At 72.4% G+C, this 15,818-nt stretch carries 16 protein-coding genes; 11 read left to right on the top strand and 5 right to left on the bottom strand.

Annotated features, from left to right (window positions below; genetic code table 11):
- Nucleotides 1–172 precede the first annotated feature (172 nt).
- The gene (locus WMF36_RS47070) at nt 173–367 is read right to left on the bottom strand and encodes a DUF5522 domain-containing protein (RefSeq protein WP_437577413.1); all 195 of its coding nucleotides are present in this window, start codon (nt 365–367) and stop codon (nt 173–175) included.
- 140 nt (nt 368–507) lie between these two features.
- Between WMF36_RS47070 and WMF36_RS47065 the strand changes: the two genes are divergently transcribed.
- Entirely contained in the window at nt 508–2,460 is a 1,953-nt protein-coding gene (locus tag WMF36_RS47065; protein ID WP_437577412.1) for a hypothetical protein, read from the top strand.
- A gap of 35 nt (nt 2,461–2,495) precedes the next feature.
- On the opposite strand, the gene efp is transcribed toward WMF36_RS47065, so the two are convergent.
- Nucleotides 2,496–3,059, bottom strand: coding sequence for an elongation factor P (gene efp, locus WMF36_RS47060; protein WP_437577411.1), 564 nt, complete (start codon nt 3,057–3,059; stop codon nt 2,496–2,498).
- Between the two features lie 185 nt (nt 3,060–3,244).
- Between efp and WMF36_RS47055 the strand changes: the two genes are divergently transcribed.
- Entirely contained in the window at nt 3,245–4,105 is an 861-nt protein-coding gene (locus WMF36_RS47055; protein ID WP_437577410.1) for a tetratricopeptide repeat protein, read from the top strand.
- 54 nt (nt 4,106–4,159) lie between these two features.
- On the opposite strand, the gene WMF36_RS47050 is transcribed toward WMF36_RS47055, so the two are convergent.
- Together WMF36_RS47050 and htpG are read right to left on the bottom strand one after the other, a co-directional pair.
- Nucleotides 4,160–5,182 carry a hypothetical protein gene (locus WMF36_RS47050; RefSeq protein WP_437577409.1) on the bottom strand — a complete coding sequence of 341 codons (1,023 nt, stop codon included), beginning with the start codon at nt 5,180–5,182 and terminating at the stop codon, nt 4,160–4,162.
- Nucleotides 5,183–5,343: 161 nt separating this feature from the next.
- Nucleotides 5,344–7,335, bottom strand: a complete 1,992-nt coding sequence (gene htpG, locus WMF36_RS47045) for a molecular chaperone HtpG (protein WP_437577408.1) — start codon at nt 7,333–7,335, stop codon at nt 5,344–5,346.
- A 383-nt stretch (nt 7,336–7,718) separates the two neighbouring features.
- Here htpG and WMF36_RS47040 point away from each other — a divergent pair, with 383 nt between their 5' ends.
- The gene (locus WMF36_RS47040) at nt 7,719–8,870 is read left to right on the top strand and encodes a hypothetical protein (protein WP_437577407.1); all 1,152 of its coding nucleotides are present in this window, start codon (nt 7,719–7,721) and stop codon (nt 8,868–8,870) included.
- A 207-nt stretch (nt 8,871–9,077) separates the two neighbouring features.
- On the top strand, nt 9,078–9,875 hold the full coding sequence (gene hisN / locus WMF36_RS47035; RefSeq protein ID WP_437577406.1) for a histidinol-phosphatase: 798 nt from the start codon (nt 9,078–9,080) through the stop codon (nt 9,873–9,875).
- Between the two features lie 44 nt (nt 9,876–9,919).
- Here the strand turns inward: hisN and WMF36_RS47030 are convergent, their stop codons facing one another.
- A complete protein-coding gene (locus WMF36_RS47030; RefSeq protein ID WP_437577405.1) occupies nt 9,920–10,600 on the bottom strand; it encodes a TetR/AcrR family transcriptional regulator in 681 nt (226 codons plus the stop codon).
- Nucleotides 10,601–10,715: 115 nt separating this feature from the next.
- Between WMF36_RS47030 and WMF36_RS47025 the strand changes: the two genes are divergently transcribed.
- The 7 genes from WMF36_RS47025 (at nt 10,716) to WMF36_RS46995 (ending at nt 15,818) form a co-directional block, all read left to right on the top strand.
- The gene (locus WMF36_RS47025) at nt 10,716–11,315 is read left to right on the top strand and encodes a hypothetical protein (protein ID WP_437577404.1); all 600 of its coding nucleotides are present in this window, start codon (nt 10,716–10,718) and stop codon (nt 11,313–11,315) included.
- Between the two features lie 32 nt (nt 11,316–11,347).
- A complete protein-coding gene (locus WMF36_RS47020; RefSeq protein WP_437484884.1) occupies nt 11,348–11,731 on the top strand; it encodes a (2Fe-2S) ferredoxin domain-containing protein in 384 nt (127 codons plus the stop codon).
- On the top strand, nt 11,731–12,189 hold the full coding sequence (locus WMF36_RS47015; protein ID WP_437577403.1) for a hypothetical protein: 459 nt from the start codon (nt 11,731–11,733) through the stop codon (nt 12,187–12,189). The genes WMF36_RS47020 and WMF36_RS47015 overlap by 1 nt, the downstream gene beginning before the upstream one ends.
- 2 nt (nt 12,190–12,191) lie before the next feature.
- A complete protein-coding gene (locus WMF36_RS47010) occupies nt 12,192–12,749 on the top strand; it encodes an isochorismatase family protein (RefSeq protein WP_437577402.1) in 558 nt (185 codons plus the stop codon).
- Between the two features lie 128 nt (nt 12,750–12,877).
- Complete coding sequence (locus WMF36_RS47005) at nt 12,878–14,290, top strand: sigma-54-dependent transcriptional regulator (protein ID WP_437484878.1); 1,413 nt, start codon at nt 12,878–12,880, stop codon at nt 14,288–14,290.
- 208 nt (nt 14,291–14,498) lie between these two features.
- Entirely contained in the window at nt 14,499–15,473 is a 975-nt protein-coding gene (gene gspC, locus WMF36_RS47000; RefSeq protein WP_437577401.1) for a type II secretion system protein GspC, read from the top strand.
- Between the two features lie 63 nt (nt 15,474–15,536).
- A complete protein-coding gene (locus WMF36_RS46995) occupies nt 15,537–15,818 on the top strand; it encodes a hypothetical protein (RefSeq protein ID WP_437577400.1) in 282 nt (93 codons plus the stop codon).

The raw sequence follows: 15,818 nt of genomic DNA, 5'->3' as shown, positions 1-15,818 counted from the left end.
TCCATCGCGAGCGCGAGCTTCCACCGTCATCGACAGCACGACGAAGTGTGGCCCAGAGATCGCCGCGGGCCGGCGGCACGTGCGAGCCGCGCAACAGAGACCGCCATGTCGCCTCATGCGTTGACGGCGGAACGCCGCGCTCCGCCGCGGGCGCTCGAGCGCGGCCTCTGCGTCAGAGAAGTTTCAGGCGAGGTGCCATGACGGTTATCGCTTCCGTCGGCGCGCTCTCACGGTAAGGGCAATGACGGCATTTCGAGTTACAGCAGTATCCCCGCTTCAGGTGATACGCCTCTGTAAACACCACCCGGCCTCCCTCGAGGTAATAGTCTTCGCCTTCGATGGCCCTGGGAGGTTTCGGCCCGCGCATCTGCCCTCGATCAAGCTACTCCGAAACGCGCGCCGGCGCCATCCGGCCCCGGGGCGCGCCGGCTCCACGACGCCCGCGCGCCGCCCGTGCTACGCCTGCGCGGCCCGCCGCACGCCGCTGCTCCGGCGGGTCCGCCCGCGATGCCCGATCGATCCTGCTCGAAGCTCCTCCCCGCCCTGCTCCCGCTCCTCGCCGCGACCGGCTGCGACGGCTGCCCGAGCTCCAAGCCCTACACGCCCTACACGCTCGGCTCGGCGGCGCCCTCCGGCTCCCCGCCCCCGCTGAGCGGCGTCGGCCCCGGCGCCCCGGACCCGGGCCTCAAGGCCGACGCCGGCGCGCCCGACGCCGCCGCCCCGCCCCGGTTCGCGGCCGTGCCGAGCGTCCCGGCGCCCGAGGGCGGCAAGCGGTGGCCCCTCGACGGCGGCGCCATGGTCGCCGCGCCGACCGGGCGCACCTTCGAGACCGGCCTCCTCCTCGACCTCGACGGGGACGGCGCGCGCGATCTCGTCGCCTGGACGCGGGCGCCCGACGGCCTGCGCGGCGAGCTCCTGTTCGCGCCCGCCGCGCGGCCCCAGGCGCTGCGCACGCTCACCGCGCTCCCCGGCGATCTCGCCCCGCAGGGGTGCACCCCGCGCGTCGGCCTCAGCCAGATCGGCCCCTCGACGCTCGCCCTCGATTTCGCGCCGCAGTGCGCCGATCCGCAGCGCGCCGCCGGCGCGGGCGCCACGCGCTGGATCGCCGTGATCCGCCTGCCCGGGTCCGCCGCGGGCGCGGGCGCGCCGCCGGAGCTCGCCCTGGAGCTCCGCCTCCGCGCGCCGCCGCCGGCGGAAGCGCTCTCCGCCGCCCTCGAGGTCGCCGACCACGACGCGGACGGCCGCGACGACCTCGTCGTCTCCGTCGGAATCGAAGGCGCGCTGCGTCCGTTCCCCGCCCCGGCGGGCGCCGCCTCCGAGCTCCGCGCCCCGCTCGTCTTCCTCGATCGCCCCGCCGGCCTGTCGCGCGACGCGGCGCAGCCCGGCGAGACGCTGCGCGCCCTCGCCGCCTCCCTGCTCCGCGACGCGCGCGGCAAATCCACCGCGCCGGCCGTGGCCGCCTCCGCCCAGCGGCTGCGCCGGCTCTATGCGGTCCTCTGCGCGGACGCCGCGGGCGGCGGCGGGGCGATCGCCGGCCGCGACGCCGCGCGCGCCGGCGAGGCCCGCGTCTGGACGGGCGCCGGCCCGGTGCGCTGCGGCGAGCCGGGGCTCGCGGCGGCGATCGACCACGCCGAGGCGGTCGCGGCGTCGACGCGAGGCGCGCCGCTCGCGGCCGTCGCGGCGCTCGACGGCGGCGGCGCCGAGCCCCGCACCAAGGAGGAAGGCAAGCTCCTCGCGAAGCTCGCGCCGCCGGTGACCCCGAGCGCCGTGTACCGCACCGCCGCCGCCCCGCAGCCGACCCGGCCCGGCGCCTTCGGCCCGCTCGCGTTCGAGGCGAGCGGCGCCCTGCTCGTCCGGACCGCGCAGGGCGTCGTCCGCGTCGACCCCGCCGCGTCCACCGAGTCCGCGACGGACATCCCCCCCTGGCCCACCGCCGTCCGCGCCGGGCCCGCGGAGCTCGTCGCCGTCGAGCGGCGCTGCGACGCGCCCACGCTGCTCGCGCTCTTCCGCAGCTCGCCCGACGCCGTCGGCGAGATGGAGGTCCCCCTCCCGCTGCTCCGCGGCCAGGGGCCCCGCGCCCGGGCGGGCGCGGCCTCGGCCGAGCGCTGCGCCGGGACCGAGCGGCTGCCGTACTCCCCGCTCGCCGCGTCCGAGGGCGGCTTCGACATCGCCCTCGGCGCCGCGCTGGTCTCGATCGACCTGCGCGCGGCCGCGCCGGCCTCGTCCGCGCTCTCGTTCCCGCTCACCACGCCCGCCCCGCAGGGCGCGGCGCGGTCGCCGGACGGCACCACGCTCGCGGTCCCCGCCGCCGGCGGGCTCCTCGTGGCGACGGCCGGCGGCGCCGCGCGCCTCTGGTCGGGCGGCGACCTCGCGCAGGCGACCGCGTGCGCGCCGGCCAACGGAGGCGCCCGCGTCGCGTGCGTCGCCGGCGCGGCCGCGGTGATCTTCGAGGCGAAGTGACCCCCGCGGCCGTGGCCCCGGGGGTCAGCCGAGGGTCAGCCCTTGTTGACGCGCTCCAGGTACTTGCCGTCGGCCGTGTCGATCTTGATCCACTCGCCCTCCTTCACGAAGAGCGGGACGTTCACGGTCGCGCCGGTCGACACCGTGGCGGGCTTTGTGGCGCCGCTCGCCGTGTCGCCCTTCACGCCCGGCTCGCTGGTCACGATCTGGAGCACCACGTGCGGGGGCATGCTGACGCCGATCGGCTGCCCGTTGAACAGGGTCACATCGATTGACATCCCGTCGCTCAGCCACTTCGAATCGTCGCCGATCTTCTCGCCGGGGACCGTGAGCTGCTCGCCGGTCGCCGCGTCCATGAACACGAAGTCGGTGCCCTCGGGATAGATGTACTGGAGGCTGCGCTCCTCCACGTCCGCCGGCTCCAGCTTCTCGCCCGACTTGTACGTGCGCTCGAGCACCGCGCCCGTCGCCATGTTCCGGATCTTGACGCGGGTGAACGCCTGCCCCTTTCCCGGCTTGACGAACTGGAAGTCGATGACCGAGTAGGGCTGGCCGTCGACCATCATCTTGAGGCCTTTTCGGATGTCGCTTGTGTCCATGGGCAGAGCTTCCTGGTAGCGTAAGGGCGGCCTGTCGGCGAGGCCGGGGATCCGCGTCATCGGCCCCCTGGCGCGGCCCGGGAGTTCGCCTTCGCGGCCTCCGGGGCGCGGCTGAGGGGTCCGCGTCGCGGCCCCCTTAGCACGAGCGCGGCCCCCTGCACAGCGCGCGGTTTCAGGACCTGAAAATGCACGACTTCGACGACGAGCTCCGGGAGATCAAGCGTGAGATCGTGGAATCCCGTGGGCTCATCATCAAGACGAACAACCTCACGAACGCCCTCGCGGCGGACCTCAAGAGCATCTCCAAGCGCCAGATGGTGTACGAGCGGCGCGCCTTCTGGAACAGCGCGAGCGCGAACCTGCTCTTCGTGATCGTGGTGATCGGCGTGGTCAAGCTCGCCTGGGACGCGCGCGTCGACGCCGTCCAGGCCGAGACGAAGGGCGCCCGGGACCGCATCGCGAAGCACGAGGCGGATCTCAAGGAGATGCAGCAGCGGAACGACGCGCGCGCCAAGGCCGAGAGCGACGCCGCGGCCTTCTACGAGCTCATCCGTGCCGAGCGGCGGCAGGAGGTGCTCGAGGGGTTCGAGGTGCTGCGCAAGGCGCCGCTCACCCGGGCCGAGCTCGCCTTCTTCACGGACTCGGTCGACAAGGCGCGCTCGGAGCTCTCGATCAAATCGTACCAGACGGGCCTCGATCACATGCGGACGGGCCGCTGGCACGAGGCCGCGGTCGCCTTCGAGGACGCGATCCGCCAGAAGGAGACCGCGTCGCACACCCCGTCGGCCCGCCTCAACCTGGCGCGCGCCTACCGCAGGCTGAACCGGCAGCGCGACGCGATCCCGCTGCTCATGACGCTCTCCGAGGCGTCGCCCGACCGCGAGGTCATGGATGACGCGACCTTCCTCCTCGCCGAGTGCCTCCTCGACATCCAGGCCTGGAACGACGCGAAGACGACGCTGCGGTCGTTCATTCGCCGCTTCCCGGACAGCGCGTACATCAACGACGCGCGCCTCGCGCTGGCCGACGTCTCGCTCCGGCACTGACGCCCGCCGCCGCGCCCGGCGCTGACGCCCGCCGGCGGGCGCCGGCGGGTCGCCTCAGGACGGGGGGCGCACGTCGATCTGGCGCGGCTCGTTCTTCCTCTTGAACCAGCTGGATCGGAGCTGGCGGCGGAGGCCTGACGCGAACAGGCAATCGCGGAACGCGTTCTCTTGGAACGTCACCGCGCTGTGCGCGAGCGGGGTCTCGATGAAGATGGCGCGGCCGTTCAGGAGCTGCTTGCGCGAGAGCTCGCCCGGGCGGCGCTCGTGCAGGCAGGCGACGCCCCTGGCCTCGAGCGCGCGCTCGAGCTCGAGGTTGAGCCGCCGCACGTCGCCCGCGACGAAGTGGCTGATGAGCTTGTGCCTGTCCCGCCCCGACCTGTCCTTCCGGGCGAGCACCCAGTCGCGGAACGCGTCGACTTCCCCGTACAGCGCGTCGAACAGGTACACCTCGTTCACCTCGCAGCCGCCGTGGCGCAGGCACGCGGCCGCGACGCGGTACCCGCCCGAGTGCGCCGACAGGCAGAGCATCCCGAGCTTCGCCTGCCTCGGGACGGCGCAGTCGCCGAGCGCCCGCCGCGCCGACGGGCCCGCGAGCACCGCGGCGAGCTCGCCGCACAGCCGCCGGAGGCCGCCCGGTTGCCCCAGCTGGCCCGGGGGCGACTCGGCGGCGTTCACCGCGCCCTGCGGCACGACGAGCACCGCGTTCTGCTTGCTCTCGTGGAGCTGCTCGCGGAGCTTGTGCGCCGCGATGGCCCGCTCCGCGGTCGTGACGTGACCGTGGAAGTGCATCACGAGGTCGAGCTCACCGCTCTCCGGCGCGCGGTAGTGGGCCGGCACGAAGACCAGCACCGTCGCGTCCCTGTACGGGGCCCCGTCGCAGGGAAACGGCGCGTGCGACAGCTCGAGCTTCAGCGTCACGCCGAGGTCCGAGGCCTCGACGCGCTTCACCTTCGAGGCGGCCCTGGCGAGCGCCGGCGCCGGCCCGAAGAGCCCGGGCGCGGCCACCGCGCCCCCCGCCGCGCCGAGCGCATGGAGGAAGGTCCGACGGCTGAGCGAGGGAGTTGCGAAGCGGGACATCCTGGCGACCTCGTCCGATGCCACCCGCGCGTACCCCGGGCGCCCGATCCGGGCCAAGAAACCGAAAGGCCGCCGGAGCCCGGAAGCAAGCACGCCAAGAGGACTTCTCCCCCTGGCGTGCTTGGCGTCCTGGCGGCTTCCTCTTCAGCTCGCCCGCCGCTTCATGGCTGGCTGCTGACCGCCGCCGTGCTCACCTGCGCGAGCAGGTCCTGGATGCGCCGGACGAGCTTCGCCGGCTCCTGCACCACGCCCTCGACGAGGAGGGCCTGGTCGAGGAGGAGCTCGGACCACTGCTGCACCCGCTCCGAGCCGGGCTCGCGCCCTGCCAGGATGTTGAGGTTCTTCACCACCTGGTGGCCCGGGTTGAGCTCCAGGATCCGCTTGGATTCCTCGGTGCTCTGGTCGATGAGCTTCATGATCCGCTCGAGGTTCGCCCCTGGGTCGCCCTCGGCGGCGACGAGGCAGCTCGCGCTGTCGGTCAGGCGCCGCGAGATGCGCACGTCCTTCACCCGGTCGCCCAGCGCCGCCTTGACCGCCGCCACGGCCGCGTCCACGGGCTCCTCCGGCTGGTCCTTCTTCTCCGGCTCGCCGCCGAGGTCGACGTCGCCGTGCGTCACGCTCTTGAGGCGGCGCTTGTCGAACTCGTTCAGCGCCTTCACCAGCCACTCGTCGACCGGATCCACGAGGAACAGCACGTCGTAGCCGCGCTTCCGGAACGCCTCGAGGTGCGGGCTCTGCTCCACCGCGCGGCGGCCGAGCCCCGTCACGTAATAGATCTCCTTCTGCCCCTCCGGCATCTTCTCCACGTAGTCGCGGAGCGAGATGAACTTGCCGTCCTCCGTGTTCATCGACTCGAACCGGCAGAGCTCGGCGATCGCGTCCTTGTTCTTCCAGTCGCTGGTGGCCCCTTCCTTGACGACCCGGCCGAACTCCTTCCAGAAGGTCGCGTAGCGCTCGGGATCCGACTCGGAGAGGTCCTTCAGCGACTTGAGCACCTGCTTGACGATCTGCTGCTCGATCTGGGAGAGCGTGCGGTTCTCCTGGAGCATCTCGCGCGAGACGTTCAGCGAGAGGTCCTCGGAGTCGACGACGCCGCGCACGAAGCGCAGGTACATCGGCGTGAGCTTGTCGCACTCCTCGACGATGAGGACCCGCTTCGCGTAGAGGCGCATCGCCCTGCGGTCCTTGTGGAACATGTCCGCCGCCGCCTTCTCGGGCACGTAGAGCAGGGCGTGGAACTGCACGGGCGCGTCGATCGACAGGTGCACCGTGAGCAGCGGCTTGTCGCCCTCGTGGCCGCCGGTCACGTGCCGGAAGAACTCCGCGTGCTGCTCCTCGGTGATCTGCGACTTGGGCAGCGTCCAGAGGGCGGCCGAGCGGTTCGCGACCTCGTCGTTCACCTTGATGGGGAAATGAACGAAGTCGGAGTACTTGCGGATGATCTCCTTGACCCGCCAGACCTTCGTGTACTCGCGCGCGTCCTCCTTGAGGTGGAGGACGATCTTCGTGCCGGGGTGCTCGCGGTCGCCGGGGGCCACGGTGAAGGAGCCCGCGCCGGACGAGCGCCACAGGACGGGCTCGGCGCCCGGCAGCATCGAGCGGGTCTGCACGTCGACGCGCGAGGCGACCATGAACGCGGCGTAGAAACCGACGCCGAACTGGCCGATGAGCTGGAGCTTGCCGCCGTCCTTCTTCTGCTTCGCGGCCTCGGCGTTGGCCTTCAGGAACTCCAGGGACCCCGAGCGGGCGATGGTGCCGAGGTTCTCCACCACCTCGTCGCGGGTCATCCCGATGCCGTTGTCCTCGATGGTGAGGGTCCGGGCGTCGTCGTCGAGCGTGATGAGGATCGCGGGCTCGCCGGCCTGCTCGGCGACGCCTTCGCGCGTGAGGGCCAGGAAGCGGCCCTTGTCGAGGGCGTCCGACGCGTTCGAGATGAGCTCGCGCAGGAAGACCTCCTGGTTCGCGTAGAGCGAGTTGATGACCAGCGCGAGGACCTGCTGCACCTCGGCCTGGAAGGGGAGCTCGACCGCGCCGGCCGCCGTGGCCTCCCTGGACGCGGTCGACGCGGGCGGCTGGGGGCCCGGAGCCGCGCCCGTGGGCTCGGCAGAGGGCGTGGCACCGCTGGTTTCGGGGTTCTGGCTTTCCGTGTTCATCTCGGCGACCAAATGGATCCGATTTTCGAAAGGGCAATCCCCTGGCGCGCTGCGGAGCGACATGCGGACCACGCCGCGAGGCGTCACCTTGCTCGGCGCTCTCCCCCTCCACGGCGCTCGCGAGGCGGCTGACGCAACGGGGCTCACCAGCGACGGCGCTCGCTCCCGAGGTGGGGGCTCACGGGGTCACAGGTCGAGACCTGACCCGAGGTCGGGCGCTGCGCGCCGGGTCCTGACGTTCAGGTCGTTGCACCGCGATCCCCGCATCCTCGCTCGGCTTTTCCGGAGGGTAAGGGTTTCGTCAGAAGGGCGGCGGCGCTAGATTCACCGAGATTGCACCCTCGCCGTCGGGGAGATCCGTTGTGGTAGCACTTCTCCGTGCAGTGTTCCGCGTTATCCCGTTCGTCGGGGTAGTGGCGCTCGCGGGGTGCGGCGATCGGGGCAAGACGGCGGGCAACGAGAACGTGAAGCGCCCGCCCGCTCGGCTGGAGTTCGACGGCTACGTTTACGTCCCGACCGAGACGAGCGATTTCAAGATCCTCGAGCGCGTGCGGGCACAGACGCGCTCGGTGTTCACGGGGCTGCGGCGGTCCCGGGTGATGGTGAGCCGGCGCGAGGTCCAGGGCGCGACCACGGACAACCTCGTCAAGGAGGCCGTGACCGTCGTCGATACGGCGTCGGGGCAGCGCAACGTCGCGCTCCGCGTGCGCTACCGCTTCGTCGGCCGGCCGGAGGTCGCGAACAGCGTCGACGATCGCAAGGAGCTCGCGCTCGGGCTCCTGCACCGGGAGGACGACGCCGTCGCGGAGCGCGTGCTCCAGGAGTGCACGGCGAGCCCCGAGCAGAGGAAGGGGGGCAGCAGCGCCGTCGGCCTCGACTTCGACCCGTCCCTCCCGAGCTGCAAGGCCGCGATGGACGCGGAGCAGGCGGCGATCGACGCCGCGCGCGCGAAGGTGCCCGAGCTCGCCGGAGGGTCGGCCGAGGACACCGTGGTCACGGTCGAGGAGGTGCGGCGCCTGTACATCCCGACCCGGGTGACGGTCGAGCTCCGCGACCGGACGCGGGGCGAGATCGCGCCGCGCTACGCCCCGCTGGACCGCCCCGAGGAGCCGGAAGGGGACGCGCGGATCGCGACCGCGGAGCCTTCCGGCGTCGAGCGTCCCGAGGAGTCCGGCGCCGAGCGTCCCGAGGAGCCCGGCGCCGAGCGTCCCGAGGGGCTCGATCCGGCGGCGGTGATCATCGATCCGGATCTCTCGACGCGGCGGACGCCCGAGGAGCAGGCGCTGGCGGCCGAGGGCGCCCTGCTGCCGAAGCTGCCCACGGCCGGCGGCGCGAGCCTCGAGGGCGGCAGGAGGCGGTTGCCCGAGGTCGTGGGCCCCGCGGCGGCGCAGGCGCAGCAGCGCAAGGTGGAGTCCACGAACGAGCGCTTCGAGATCCCGTTCGAGACGCTGGCCGATCCGAAATTCCTGGTGGTGTGGCTGAGCCTCCTGATGGCGTACCCCATCCTCCGGGGCGATCCGCGGAAGCGGCGCTGACGCGGGGCCAACGCGCCGCCGCCGGGCGCGGACGCCGATGTCCCGGCGGGCGTCCCCGCCGTGGGGTTCGAGCCGCCCGGGTGAGGTGGGCGTGACTGCGCACCGGGCCTGAGCCTCGCTCCGCGCCCGTTGCGGTGCGCGCGCGCAGCGCGTACTGGATCGGGCCCTGAGGTCGCTCCGCGGGGACCTCAGAGGAGGACGGAGACGATGACGCCTTCCCAAGACCTTGTCGATCTGGCCGAGCGGCTGGCGGACGCGAGCGGCGCCGTGATCCGGCGGTATTTCCGCAAGGGCATCGAGGCCGACGACAAGGCGGACGCGAGCCCGGTCACGGTCGCGGATCGCGAGGCCGAGGCGGCGATACGGGAGCTGCTCGCGGCGCGCGCGCCGGGCCACGGGATCGTGGGAGAGGAGCTTGGCCGCGAGAACGACGGGGCGGAGCTCGTGTGGGTGCTCGATCCCATCGACGGGACGAAGGCGTTCCTCACGGGCAAGCCGCTCTTCGGCACGCTCATCGCCCTGCTGCACCGGGGGAGGCCGGTGCTCGGCGTCATCGACCAGCCCGTCCTCGGCGATCGCTGGCTCGGCGCCCTGGGCCGGCCGACGCTCTGGAACGGCAGCCCGGCGCGCGTCCGCGCCTGCGCGGGGCTCTCCCTGGCGCGCCTCTCCACCACGGGCCCGCAGTATTTCCCGCCGGCGGCGGCGCGCGCCTTCGGGGCGGTCGCGGCCCGGGCGAAGCTCCTGAGCTACGGCGGCGACTGCTACCAGTACGGCCTCGTGGCGAGCGGCAGCATCGATGTGGTCGTCGAGCACGGCCTCAAGCTCCACGACTTCGCGGCGCTCGTCCCCGTGATCACCGGCGCCGGCGGGATCATGACCGACTGGGAGGGGCGCCCGCTCGACGCCGCGAGCGCCGGCGATGTGGTGGCCGCCGGCGATCCGCGCGCCCACGCCGAGGTGCTCGCCGCGCTCCGCGCCGGCCTACCGGAGCGAAGCGCGCGCTGACGCTGCGAGGGCGCGGGCCGAAGGCGGCGCGACCGGCCGGTGCCTCATGCCCGGAGCCCTCGGTACTGGAGGGCGAGGGCGTTCTTCAGCACCGGGTCCAGCGCTGCGCCGAGCGTCACGAAGCCGCTGAGCCAGGACAGGAGCGCCGCGAAGTAGAGGGCGAACACGTTGTGCGCCGCGGCGAGCGGGTCGATGTCGCAGCCCACCTCGCCGCGCGCCTGGGCGTCGCGCACGAGGCCCGCGATGCGGTGCAGGAACGCGAACGTGAGGGCGTTCAGCCGCTCTCCGTTCGGGCCTGACGCGCCGGGGAAGGCCTTCACGAACGCCTGCGACACGACCGGCTGCTCGCCGTACATCGCGAACAGCTGCTGGAACACGTGGAGCAGCTGGGGCAGCAGGGGCTCTCTCCGCGGCAGCGTCTCGAACGCCGCGTCGACCGCGGCCGCGAGCCGGTCGTGCATCACCATCATGAGCAGGTCGGCCTTGTCGCGCGCGTGCACGAACACCGTCCCCGCCGCGACCTCCGCGCGCTCCGCCACCGCCTTGGTCGTCGTGCCGTCGTAACCGAGCTCGGTGAAGAGCGCCCACGCGGCGTCCCGGATCCGGCGGCGGGTGTCGAGCTTCTGCTGGGCGCGACCGCCGCGCTCGGACGCCGGCACCGGAGGCGCGTCCGGCGAGGCGGCTCCCTTCCGGCGCTTCGCCGCTCCTTGACTGACCCTGCTCATCGCTCGCGCAATGTGTTGCCGCACCTGTCCTCGAGTCAAGCCGGATTCCCTTGACAGATCAGCCTCGACGAATGACCATGGTCAGTGACTTAGGTCATTGAACGAGGGTGGTGCCATGGCGCTTGTGCATTACGACGAAGGCCTCACGATGCGGGAGGCGCGGGCGATCTACTTCGAGGTGAACCGGTTCGGCGCGGACGGCGGGTACGGGGATGCGTGGGTCGACTTCAAGCTCGGCCCGCTGCCCGTCCCGTTCCCGAACACCCAGGCGCGCGTGCGGGCCGTGGGGTACCACGACCTGCACCACGTGCTCACGGGCTACGACACGAACACGATCGGCGAGTTCGAGATCTCGGCCTGGGAGCTCGGCGCCGGCTGCAAGGACTTCGTCGCGGCGTGGCAGCTCAACCTGGGCGGTCTCTTCGCGGGGCTGCTCTCGGCCCCGCGCCGGACGGTGCGCGCGTTCCTCCGCGGCCGCCGCAGCGAGAGCCTGTACGGCCGCCCCTTCGAGGACTTGCTGGGCCGCACGGTGGGCGATCTCCGCGGAGAGATGCGCGTCGATGCGCCGTCTTCCAGCCCGGCGGCGCTCGACGTGCTCTGGCTCGCGCTCGCGAGCCTGGCGGGGCTCGCGGTGGGTGCCGTGGGCTTCGCGTTCGTGCTCGTCGTGGCGCCGATCGGGCTCGTGAACCTGGCGCTGCGCCGGCGCCCAGCTTGACCTGGCGCCCGCCACGCACGAGGATTCGCCCCGTGCCCCAGCGAAAACGCTACCTCTTCGTCTGCGTCAACCGCCGCCCGGACGGGGTCCCCAAGGGCTCCTGCGCCCAGCGCGGCGCCGAGGGCATCCACGCGCAGCTCAAGGCCGCCCTCGCCGAGCGCGGCCTCGCGAAGCTCGAGGTGCGCGCCTGCTCCGCCAGCTGCCTCGACGTCTGCTGGGTCGGCCCCGTCATCGCCGTCGAGCCGGACGGCTACTTCTACGGGCGCGTGACCCCCGCGGACATCCCGGAGATCGTCGACGCCCTCGCCGCGGGCCGCCGCGTCGAGCGGCTCGTGCTCCCGCCCGAGGACTTCACGGAGGCCACGGCCGGCCCGCCGCTGCCGGCGCCGCCCCGCGGCGCGCCCCCGGAGGCGTGATGGGCGGAGGCGTGATGCGCGGCTTCGAGTTCTGCGAGACCATGGCCGGGAGCTTCCACCTCGTCGAGTCCCCCGCCGACGAGCGGCCCATGTCGTTCACCATCCGCGCGCGCTCGCGCCGCCTCCTCGACTTCCTGCGCAGGCCCGAGGTCGAGATCGAGGGCGAGATCGACGCCGAGGGGTTCGCCGACCACCGCTACCTGTCCGGGCGGCTCGGCCTCGATCTCGCGCGCACCGGCACCCTGCCCTACTCCTTCGAGTTCACCGCGAACGACGGCCGCCGCTGCGCGTTCGCCGGCCGGAAGACCGTGCGCCCGGGCGATCTCCTCGAGTCGATGACCCTCCTGCCCGGCGTCCTCGTCGGCGACGGGGGCGCCGTCATCGGCGAGGCGCTGCTCCGCTTCGACCTGCGGAGCGACCTGCTCCGGTTCTTGAGGAGCTTCCGGACCACGAGGTAGCCATGCGAAGGATCGAGCCCTCCACCAGCGCGGTCATCGTCATCGACGTCCAGGAGAAGCTCGCGGCCGCGATGCCGGCGCCCCAGATGGACGCCCTGACCCGCGCGGCCACGGTGCTGATCGAGGCGGCGCGGCGGCTCGGCGCGGCGGTCATCGCGACCGAGCAGTACCCCGCCGGGCTCGGGCGCACGGTCGCGCCCATCGCCGAGAAGCTCGCCCACGCGGGCGCGCCGGTCATCCACAAGCTGGAGTTCTCCGCCTGCGATGCGCTCGATTTCGAGCGCGCCTTCAACGAGCGCGCGCCCCGCGCCGCCATCGTCGTCGGCATGGAGGCGCACGTCTGCGTCTTCCAGACCGTGCGCGAGCTCGCCGCGCGCGGCGTCGCGGTCCACGTGCCGCTCGACGGCGTCGCCTCGCGCCGCGACGACCACCGGCTCGCCGGCCTCGACCTCTGCCGCGCCGCAGGCGCCACCATCACCACCGCCGAGACCGTCGTCTTCGACTGGCTCAGGGTCGCCGGAACGGACGACTTCAAGCACCTGTCGAAGCTCATCCGCTGAGAACCCTGCGATCTCTGCCGGGCGCCGCGGCGACGAGGTCGCCGTGTCAGTTTGTCAGCCGCCGGCCCGGACGTTGTCAGACCCGTGCTCATCTGGACACGTCGGCGCCGCCTGTGACATGGTGACGCATGGCTGACGATCTGGCACAAATCGGAGCCCCCCCGAGCGCGCCGCCGCCCGCCGGCGCCGCGCCGCCGCCCGGCGCGCCGACGGTCCTCGTGGTCGACGACGAGCCGTCGAACGTCGCCTCGATCGAGAAGATCTTCCAGCGCGACGGCATGCGCGTCATCACGGCGGACAGCGCGAAGGCGGCGCTCGAGATCGTGCGCAGCCGCCGCGTCGAGGTCGTCCTCACCGACCTCATGATGCCCGGGGTCAGCGGGCTCGAGCTGCTCCGCGCGCTGAAGCAGCTCGCGCCCGACACCGAGGTCGTGATGATGACCGCGTACGGCACCGTCGAGACCGCGGTCCAGGCCATGCGCGAGGGCGCTTACGACTTCGTGGAGAAGCCGCTCAAGCGGATGACGATCATCAAGAGCGTCCGCAAGGCCGCCGAGCGCCAGTCGCTCGTCGCCGAGAACCGCTCGCTGCGGCAAGAGATCAAGCTGCTCATGAAGCGCGAGATCGTCGGCTCGAGCCCGACGCTCCGCCGCGTGCTCGACATCGCGACCCAGGCGGCGCCCTCGAGCGCCACGGTGCTCGTGCTCGGCGAGAGCGGCACCGGCAAGGAGCTGCTCGCGCGCTTCATCCACGAGCGCAGCGCGCGGTCGCGGGGGCCGTTCGTCGCGGTCAACTGCGCGGCCATCCCGGAGACCATCCTCGAGGCCGAGCTCTTCGGCCACGAGCGCGGCGCGTTCACCGGCGCCCTCGCGAAGCGCGACGGCCGCTTCGCCAAGGCGGCCGGCGGCACGCTGTTCCTCGACGAGATCGGCGAGCTCTCGCCGGCGGTGCAGGTGAAGCTCCTCCGCGTGCTGCAGGAGGGCGAGTACGAGCCCGTCGGCGGCGACACGGTCCGCGCCGACGTGCGCGTCGTCGCGGCCACCAACAAGGACCTCCGCGCCGAGGTCGCCGCGGGCCGCTTCCGCGAGGACCTGTTCTACCGGCTCAACGTGATCGCGATCACGGCGCCCCCGCTCCGGACCCGGCGCGAGGACATCCCGCTCCTCGTCGACCACTTCCTCGGCGTCTACTGCTCGAAGAACAACCGCCCCCGCCTGGAGGCGCCGCGCGACGTGCTCGCGCGCCTGACCGACTACACGTGGCCGGGCAACGTCCGCGAGCTCGAGAACGTGATGGAGCGCGCCGTGGTGCTCTGCCGCGCCGACCAGCTCTCGGTCGACGACCTGCCCGACTTCATCCGCGAGGCCGCCCCCGCCGAGCCGAGCTCGCTCACGTTCTCGGTCGGCACACCCCTCGACGAGGTCGAGCGCAGGCTCATCCGCGAGACGCTCCGGCACGCCCGCGGGGACAAGTCCGTGGCCGCGCAGCTGCTCGGCATCTCCACCCGCACGATCTACCGAAAGCTCGGCGAGCTGGAGTGACCCCGCGCGCGCCGTCCGGCGGACCGGGCGCGCTCCGGCGCGCCGGCACCCCCCGTGAAAATCCATTTGTCACTTTGGCAGAGGGGGCTATCCCGCGCGCCTCGGGTGCGTCACCTTGGCGGGGCAGCCCCCGAATTTTCGTGAAAAGCCGGGGGAACTGCCAGCGATTGACCCCTGGCATGGAACCCGCTTAGAGGAGCATGGGCGCATGGGCATCGACGCGATCCTGAAGCGGTATTTTCCCTGGCTCTTGGGCGCGCTGATCGCGCTTGCCGCCTATTTCCAGGCGTCTGGCATGGGTCAGCTCGTGGCCTCGAGCGTCGCGGTCGACGCGCCGCCGGCGCCGGTCAGCCCGCCGGCGCGATCGCCGACGTTCGGGTCGACCGCGAACACGGACCACGCGACGCACGCCGGGCCGATCCTCTCGCGCAACCCGTTCGACTCGGTGACCGGGCCGCTCGATGGCAAGCCGGTCGAGCTCCCGAACGTCCAGCCGGAGATGAACAACAAGGACCCGTACGCGGACCCGTCGTGCGACGGCGCCCGCGTCCTGCTCATCACGCAGGCGGACGATCCCGAGTGGTCGTTCGCGGCCATGGCCGGCTCGGACGGCAAGGCGATCTTGCGGCGGCAGGGGGATGAGATCAGCGGGCAGACCGTTTACTACGTGGGGTGGGACCGGGTCTGGCTGACCTCCGGCAGCTCGCGGTGCCAGTCCATCGTGGGCGGCAACAACGCTGGCGCGCGCACCGCCGCGGCGCCGGCGTCCACACCCGCGCCGACGACCACGACGTCGAAGCCGACCGCCCGCGGCGGCAAGAAGGTCCCGCCCGAGATCGCCTCGAAGATCCAGCGGGTGAGCGAGACGGAGTTCAACGTGGAGCGCAGCGCCGTCGACCAGATCCTCGAGAACCAGGGCGAGCTGATGCGCTCTGCGCGCATCGTCCCCGAAAAGGAGGGCGACAAGGTGGTCGGCATCCGTCTCTTCGGGATTCGACCGGACTCGCTGCTCGGGACGCTCGGGCTGGAGAACGGAGATCGGCTGTCCAGCATCAACGGGTTTGAGATGAGCGATCCGCAGAAGGCCCTCGAGGCCTATGCGCGGCTCCGGACGGCGGACCGGCTCACGGTGAGCGTCAACCGCAAGGGCAAGCCGATGAACATCGACTTCAACATCAAATGAGCGCTGCGGACTGAATTCCAGGGACGAAAGCAGGGTAGTGGCATGGCGCGATGGATAGGTAGATTGAACGAGGGGAGCCTGCTCCGGCGAACGCTGGTGTATATCGGCACGTTCGTCCTCGGCTCACTCACGTTCGTCGGGGTCATGAGCCTGGTCCTCGTGTCGGTCGCCAGGGCCGTCCTGCCGCCCCACGGCGCCGAAGGATCCGCGTCGGACGCGGCGGAAGAAGCCGAGGGCGAGGCCACCACCGGGACGAGCAAGAGCGCCCTGGGCAGGACATCCCGCTCGAAGCGGCCGCGGCCCCCCTCGCCGGCCGAGCGCGAAAGCGCGCCGAGCGCCGACTGA

Source organism: Sorangium sp. So ce887, assembly GCF_051521455.1.
Lineage (GTDB): Bacteria > Myxococcota_A > Polyangia > Polyangiales > Polyangiaceae > Sorangium.
This window is presented reverse-complemented; position numbering and strand designations above follow the sequence as displayed.

Excerpts from the sequence above, each read along its gene's own strand:
- WMF36_RS47015 (WP_437577403.1), top strand. The coding sequence starts at position 11,731 with ATGGGCGGAGGCGTGATGCGCGGCTTCGAGTTCTGCGAGACCATGGCC.
- WMF36_RS47030 (WP_437577405.1), bottom strand. The coding sequence starts at position 10,600 with ATGAGCAGGGTCAGTCAAGGAGCGGCGAAGCGCCGGAAGGGAGCCGCC.
- WMF36_RS47055 (WP_437577410.1), top strand. The coding sequence starts at position 3,245 with ATGCACGACTTCGACGACGAGCTCCGGGAGATCAAGCGTGAGATCGTG.
- WMF36_RS47010 (WP_437577402.1), top strand. The coding sequence starts at position 12,192 with ATGCGAAGGATCGAGCCCTCCACCAGCGCGGTCATCGTCATCGACGTC.
- htpG (WP_437577408.1), bottom strand. The coding sequence starts at position 7,335 with ATGAACACGGAAAGCCAGAACCCCGAAACCAGCGGTGCCACGCCCTCT.
- WMF36_RS47070 (WP_437577413.1), bottom strand. The coding sequence starts at position 367 with ATGCGCGGGCCGAAACCTCCCAGGGCCATCGAAGGCGAAGACTATTAC.
- WMF36_RS47025 (WP_437577404.1), top strand. The coding sequence starts at position 10,716 with ATGGCGCTTGTGCATTACGACGAAGGCCTCACGATGCGGGAGGCGCGG.
- efp (WP_437577411.1), bottom strand. The coding sequence starts at position 3,059 with ATGGACACAAGCGACATCCGAAAAGGCCTCAAGATGATGGTCGACGGC.
- hisN (WP_437577406.1), top strand. The coding sequence starts at position 9,078 with ATGACGCCTTCCCAAGACCTTGTCGATCTGGCCGAGCGGCTGGCGGAC.
- WMF36_RS47005 (WP_437484878.1), top strand. The coding sequence starts at position 12,878 with ATGGCTGACGATCTGGCACAAATCGGAGCCCCCCCGAGCGCGCCGCCG.
- gspC (WP_437577401.1), top strand. The coding sequence starts at position 14,499 with ATGGGCATCGACGCGATCCTGAAGCGGTATTTTCCCTGGCTCTTGGGC.
- WMF36_RS47050 (WP_437577409.1), bottom strand. The coding sequence starts at position 5,182 with ATGTCCCGCTTCGCAACTCCCTCGCTCAGCCGTCGGACCTTCCTCCAT.
- WMF36_RS47065 (WP_437577412.1), top strand. The coding sequence starts at position 508 with ATGCCCGATCGATCCTGCTCGAAGCTCCTCCCCGCCCTGCTCCCGCTC.